Annotated in this window: 3 protein-coding genes; all 3 read right to left on the reverse strand. The window is 52.6% G+C overall.

Annotated elements, in window-relative coordinates:
- Positions 1 to 177 precede the first annotated feature (177 nt).
- The 3 genes from avd to HY768_00605 all read right to left on the reverse strand — a co-directional run bounded on the left by avd (position 178) and on the right by HY768_00605 (position 3,792).
- Positions 178 to 507: a diversity-generating retroelement protein Avd gene (gene avd / locus HY768_00595; protein ID MBI4725721.1), complete on the reverse strand. Its 330-nt coding sequence runs from the start codon at positions 505 to 507 to the stop codon at positions 178 to 180.
- Positions 508 to 618: 111 nt separating this feature from the next.
- A complete protein-coding gene (locus tag HY768_00600) occupies positions 619 to 2,046 on the reverse strand; it encodes an SUMF1/EgtB/PvdO family nonheme iron enzyme (GenBank protein MBI4725722.1) in 1,428 nt (475 codons plus the stop codon).
- A 138-nt stretch (positions 2,047 to 2,184) separates the two neighbouring features.
- Positions 2,185 to 3,792, reverse strand: a complete 1,608-nt coding sequence (locus tag HY768_00605; GenBank protein ID MBI4725723.1) for a tetratricopeptide repeat protein — start codon at positions 3,790 to 3,792, stop codon at positions 2,185 to 2,187.
- Positions 3,793 to 4,594 lie beyond the last annotated feature (802 nt).

Here is a 4,594-nt window from a genome sequence, read left to right on the forward strand (position 1 = left end):
GCGAAAACCGTTGTTGTTGTTGCGGTTGTCCGGGTTGTTGTTGTTGCGGTTGGCAACGCGGCAGTTGTTATCGTTGTTGTTGAAGCTGCCGCCGCGGAGCACGCAGGCATCGCCTTTTACAGTCCGCCCCCTATCGTTATCGGCGGTTATCCGCCGGTTGCGACCCCCTTCAGTTCTTCATACAAGCTTTTGCTGTTTTATCCAGCCGCCCAGCAAACGACCTATTTCCTCCAGATTTTTTATGGCATATTCGTATGAGTTGAATGGCAAAATACCCATATCCTTGGAAAACCTGGTTAATATTCTTATGCCTTCCAATTTTTCGTCAATTTCCAGCAATAGCGGCAGTTTATTTTTCCGGCGGTTGGCCGCCAGTATTTTCTCCAGCGTTTCCACCATGTCCGTTTCCAGCTTTACGGCTATGGAAAACCGGCAGGATTTGGGGAATTTTTGGGTGTGCTTAAACAGCCACAGACCAAAATCATAGCTCTTGGTAAAAATTATCAGTTCTTCATTGGGCATAAATTTTTTCCTGCGCTCTTCCCCCAAAGGGAAAGAGCGCATTTCTGGGGTTCCCAGATTTTCAGATTACAGATTTCCAGATATTCAATTTTTGCTTTACTGGGCAATGCGAATACCGTTGTTGAAATTGCGGGGGTCCGGGGGGTTGTTGTTGCGGTAGACAACGCGGCAGAGGTAATCGATGTTGAAGAAGCAGCCGCCGCGGAGCACGCGAGAAGTACCCGTGGCCGGCCCTTGCGGGTTGCTGGACGGGCTTACGCTGTAATAATCACTTTGGTACCAATCGTTCACCCACTCCCATACGTTCCCGGCCATGTCATAAACCCCGTAGGGGCTTGTGCCCGTTGCAAAGAAACCCACCGGCGAGCTATAGGCAAATGTATCGGGCGCGGTATTGTCATAGCTGTTGCATTTGGAGGCGTCCCAAGTAGAACCCCAGGGCCAGTAGTTGCTGGAATCCGTGCCACGGGCGGCTTTCTCCCACTGGGCCTCGGTGGGCAAACGGCCGCCGGCCCAATTGCAGAAGGCGTAGGCCTCGTACCAGCTTACGCCCACCACCGGGTGGTTGGGGAACGACGGGCCGGAGTTGTATTGCCCGCTGGACCAGTAATAAGGCTGGGTGATGCTGTTGGTTGTTCGCCAGTTCCAGCCGTCTGTGGTCCAGTAGGCGCTGTTGCTGTAGCCCCCGGCGTCCATAAAGGCCTTATACTGGGCATTGGTTATTTCGTATTTGCTTATCTGAAACGCGTCAAGGTAAACAGTATGCTGGGGCTGTTCAGCTGTTTGGGCATAGGGATCACCGGGCAGGCTGCCCATGGTAAAGTTTCCGGCGGGAATGGATATCCAGGTTATGCTTACTGTGCCCCCGGCTGTGGTGGTAAACTGCCAAACCGGGCCGGCGGTTGTACTGCCGTGGTTGTCTCTGGCTACTATTTTCCAATAATATATTGTGCTGGTAGCCAGGCCGCTGCGGGCCAAACTCGTTGCGCTTTGGTTGGAAGAAACCAATGTTGCGGGCGGGTTAGCGGTATCAAAATAAACATCGTATTTCAGGGTATCCCCGGCGTCGGGGTCGGTGCATGCCCAGCTTAAGGTGGGCGCGGTGCTTTGGCCGGTGGCAAAATCGGCCGGGCTGGGACTGCTGGGCGCATTGGGGGCATTGTTGCCCGGCACACCGGCGGCCAAGGCAATATTTGCGGTGGCCGTGTTCCCGGCGGTTACGGCCACGCTTACGCTTTTGCTGTTATAGCCGGTTTTACTGGCGGTTACCGTATAGGTTCCGGCGTTTACCCCGGTTATTGAAAACTGTCCGGCGGTATTGGCGGTTACGCTGCTGGTAGCCGGGCTGGTGGCAATGCCCGCCCCGGCAATGGCCGCTCCGCCGGCCGAGTCTGTAACCACGCCGGAAATGGTTCCGGTAGTGGCAACTGCGGTCGGCGTTTCATTTTTGCTGCAGCCCGCAAGCAGGCACAGTAACGCGATTGTTACAATCGCCACGCACGGAAGAATTATTTTTTTGAACATGGTTCTTCTCCTCTTTTTTGTTGTTGGTCACAGATATTACCGGCAGATAATAATTCTAGCCTTCGGGTCCCCTTAAAGGCATACCGCCATTAGGCGGTATGTTGACTTGAAGGCCAATAGCGCGGGGAATATTTCCTTCTATTTTTGCAAAGACGACAGCCAGGACTGGAAACTGCTGACGGTGTTCTCGCCTTCGGCTTTTTTGTCAGTACCTGCACCCGCCTCCGGTTTTGCCGGTTCGCCAGCGGGAGATTGTTTTTCCTGGATTTTCGGGACGTCTGAGAACAGGGCCGAAAAATCCACCGGCGTTTCCTTGGCCGGTTCAGGAGCCGGCTGCGGTTCGGGTTTTTCCTCCGGAAGCGGGATCACAGGTTTGGCAGGCTCCTCCGGGCCTGCCTGCGCGGAGCCGAACATCTGCTTCGGCGAAAGCAGGCCTGCGCCCGCAGGCGGAGCAAAAGTCTTGGTTAGGGTATCGTCCTGCGCCGGCGGCTTTGATTCAGCAACCTTCGGTTCGGGCTTGTCGAACATTCCGCCAAAGATGTCCGTCACCGGTGCCGCCGCAGATAGCGGAAAGACAGGCTCTTCCGGCGTCGGTTCTTTCTTGGCTTCGGGTTCAGCTACCGGAATTCCCGGGACCACCGCTTCAGTTTTAACAACAGGCGCCGGTGCAGCCGGTTCTTCCTTGGCAGGAGGCTCCGGCTTTTTTTTCTCTTCTGCCGTCCCTTCCGGTTTTTCTTCGGGATAGGCTTTTTCCAGCAGTTCGTCCATCCGGGCTTTGTAATCTCCGTTATCCGGCTCAGCCGAGATCAGTTCCTTGTAAACATCAATGGCCTTTTCATAAAAGCCCTGCTGGACATAGATCTCGGCCAGAGTGACAGTGGCGGCCGCCGGCTTTTCTTCCGCTTTCAGTTCAGGCGCTTCAGTTTTAACCGGTTCTTCCTTGATCTCAGCCGGAACCGGCTGAGATATTTTGGAGACCTCCCCTTTTATGGTCGGCTTTTCTTCTTCGGGTTTGCTTTCCATCTGCGGTGATTCCACCACCGGCATCGTTTTTGGTTCCGTCAATTTGACCGGTTCGGTGGCTGGTGACGTTTCCGCCAAAACTTCAGGAAATGATATAGCCGCAGCCGAGACCTTCACATCATCTTTGGCTGGCTCTTCGGATTTAGGTTTCAAAGGCTTTTCTTCCGCCGCCGGGACCATTTCTTCTCTGGCCGGAACCGGTTCCGCTTCTTTGTGGGCGATCTCCAACACCGGAGCGGCCTGCTGGACAGGTTCAGGTTCCGGCCCAATCTCCGGTTCCGGAGCAACCTGGGGTCTCTCATCCTGCCCGGCTTTTAAGGAGGCGACTTTTTCAGCCAAATCCGTATCGCTGGGTTCCAGGTCAAGCACCATCTGATAAAACTTTACCGCTTCGGCAAACATGTTCTGTTTTTCGTAAGTGCCGGCCAACAATTTATAACCCACCAGATTCTGGGGATCGTTTTTGATGGTGGCCTCGAACTCCTCCCGGGCCAGGGCATACATCTGCTTTTCCAGATAGCACCGGCCCAGGATCAGATGGGCGGTGGCATAAGCCGGATGATGTTCCATCCCCTTTTTGGCGATCTCGATGGCCTCGTCGGTCATGCCGGCCTTGCGGTAGGCGTCGGCCAGTTGGGCAAACACCCGCGACTTGGGATCGGCCACTAATTTTTGGGTGAACTGTTCGATCTCCGGCGGTAATTTTAAATTTTCATTGGCCATTTGGCTTCTCCCTGAAAAATAAATTTAAATGGGAACGGCAGACCCGACCTTCCTGCACGCCTGCGTGCCGAAACTACTACTCAGAGCGGATACTTGTGGTGAGTGTAGCCGAACCAATAGCAGACTTTATTCCCACCAAAACACACGACCTGTCCGCTCGTGCCAAAGGCAGACCAGCCTATATGGATTTACCTGCGGTGGCTGGCTTTGTTCGCCCGCGTGCTAATGGCGGAAATGCGCTAATTATATTGGATTGAAAGAAACGGGAATGTCTACTAATGGTTCGGCATTGTTCACCACAAGTTATACGCTCCCATTAATAACTACGTCCTGCCTGCGCGTAGCCCGCTTCGGCATAGGCAGGCGCGCAAGCACGTAGCCGCTTATTAAGCCCGGCGTAGTTTCGGCGAAGGCAGGCCTAATCAACATAACTTAAAGCAATTGCGCTAGTTTATATTATATTCTGTGGCAGTGGATTTGTCAATAGAAAAAACCCACCGGGAAAGACCATATAGACAAATGACAAAATACTGTTTAACCTCAAAAATGCGCAATATTATCAAAGAAAAGCTTCAAAATAGTTGTAATTACAGCTAATTTCGCATATAATGACTTTTCGCTATAACCGTCCAAAATGGACGGTTATAGCGCAGGACATTTTATTCAAGTTTTGACAACAAAATTATGCGAAAAGGCCTGTTCAATATAGCGATTTCCTTTTCCGAGAATCATATTACCATTATGGCGGGCTGATACTTTTACAGCGTTTTTGTAAGCACTTAAACTTACGAAGACGAATTAC

The organism is candidate division TA06 bacterium, from assembly GCA_016208585.1.
Lineage (GTDB): Bacteria > Edwardsbacteria > AC1 > AC1 > EtOH8 > UBA5202.

What these genes read in the sequence shown, in the direction of transcription:
- HY768_00600 (MBI4725722.1), bottom strand. Translation starts at nt 2,046, where the DNA reads ATGTTCAAAAAAATAATTCTTCCGTGCGTGGCGATTGTAACAATCGCG.
- HY768_00605 (MBI4725723.1), bottom strand. Translation starts at nt 3,792, where the DNA reads ATGGCCAATGAAAATTTAAAATTACCGCCGGAGATCGAACAGTTCACC.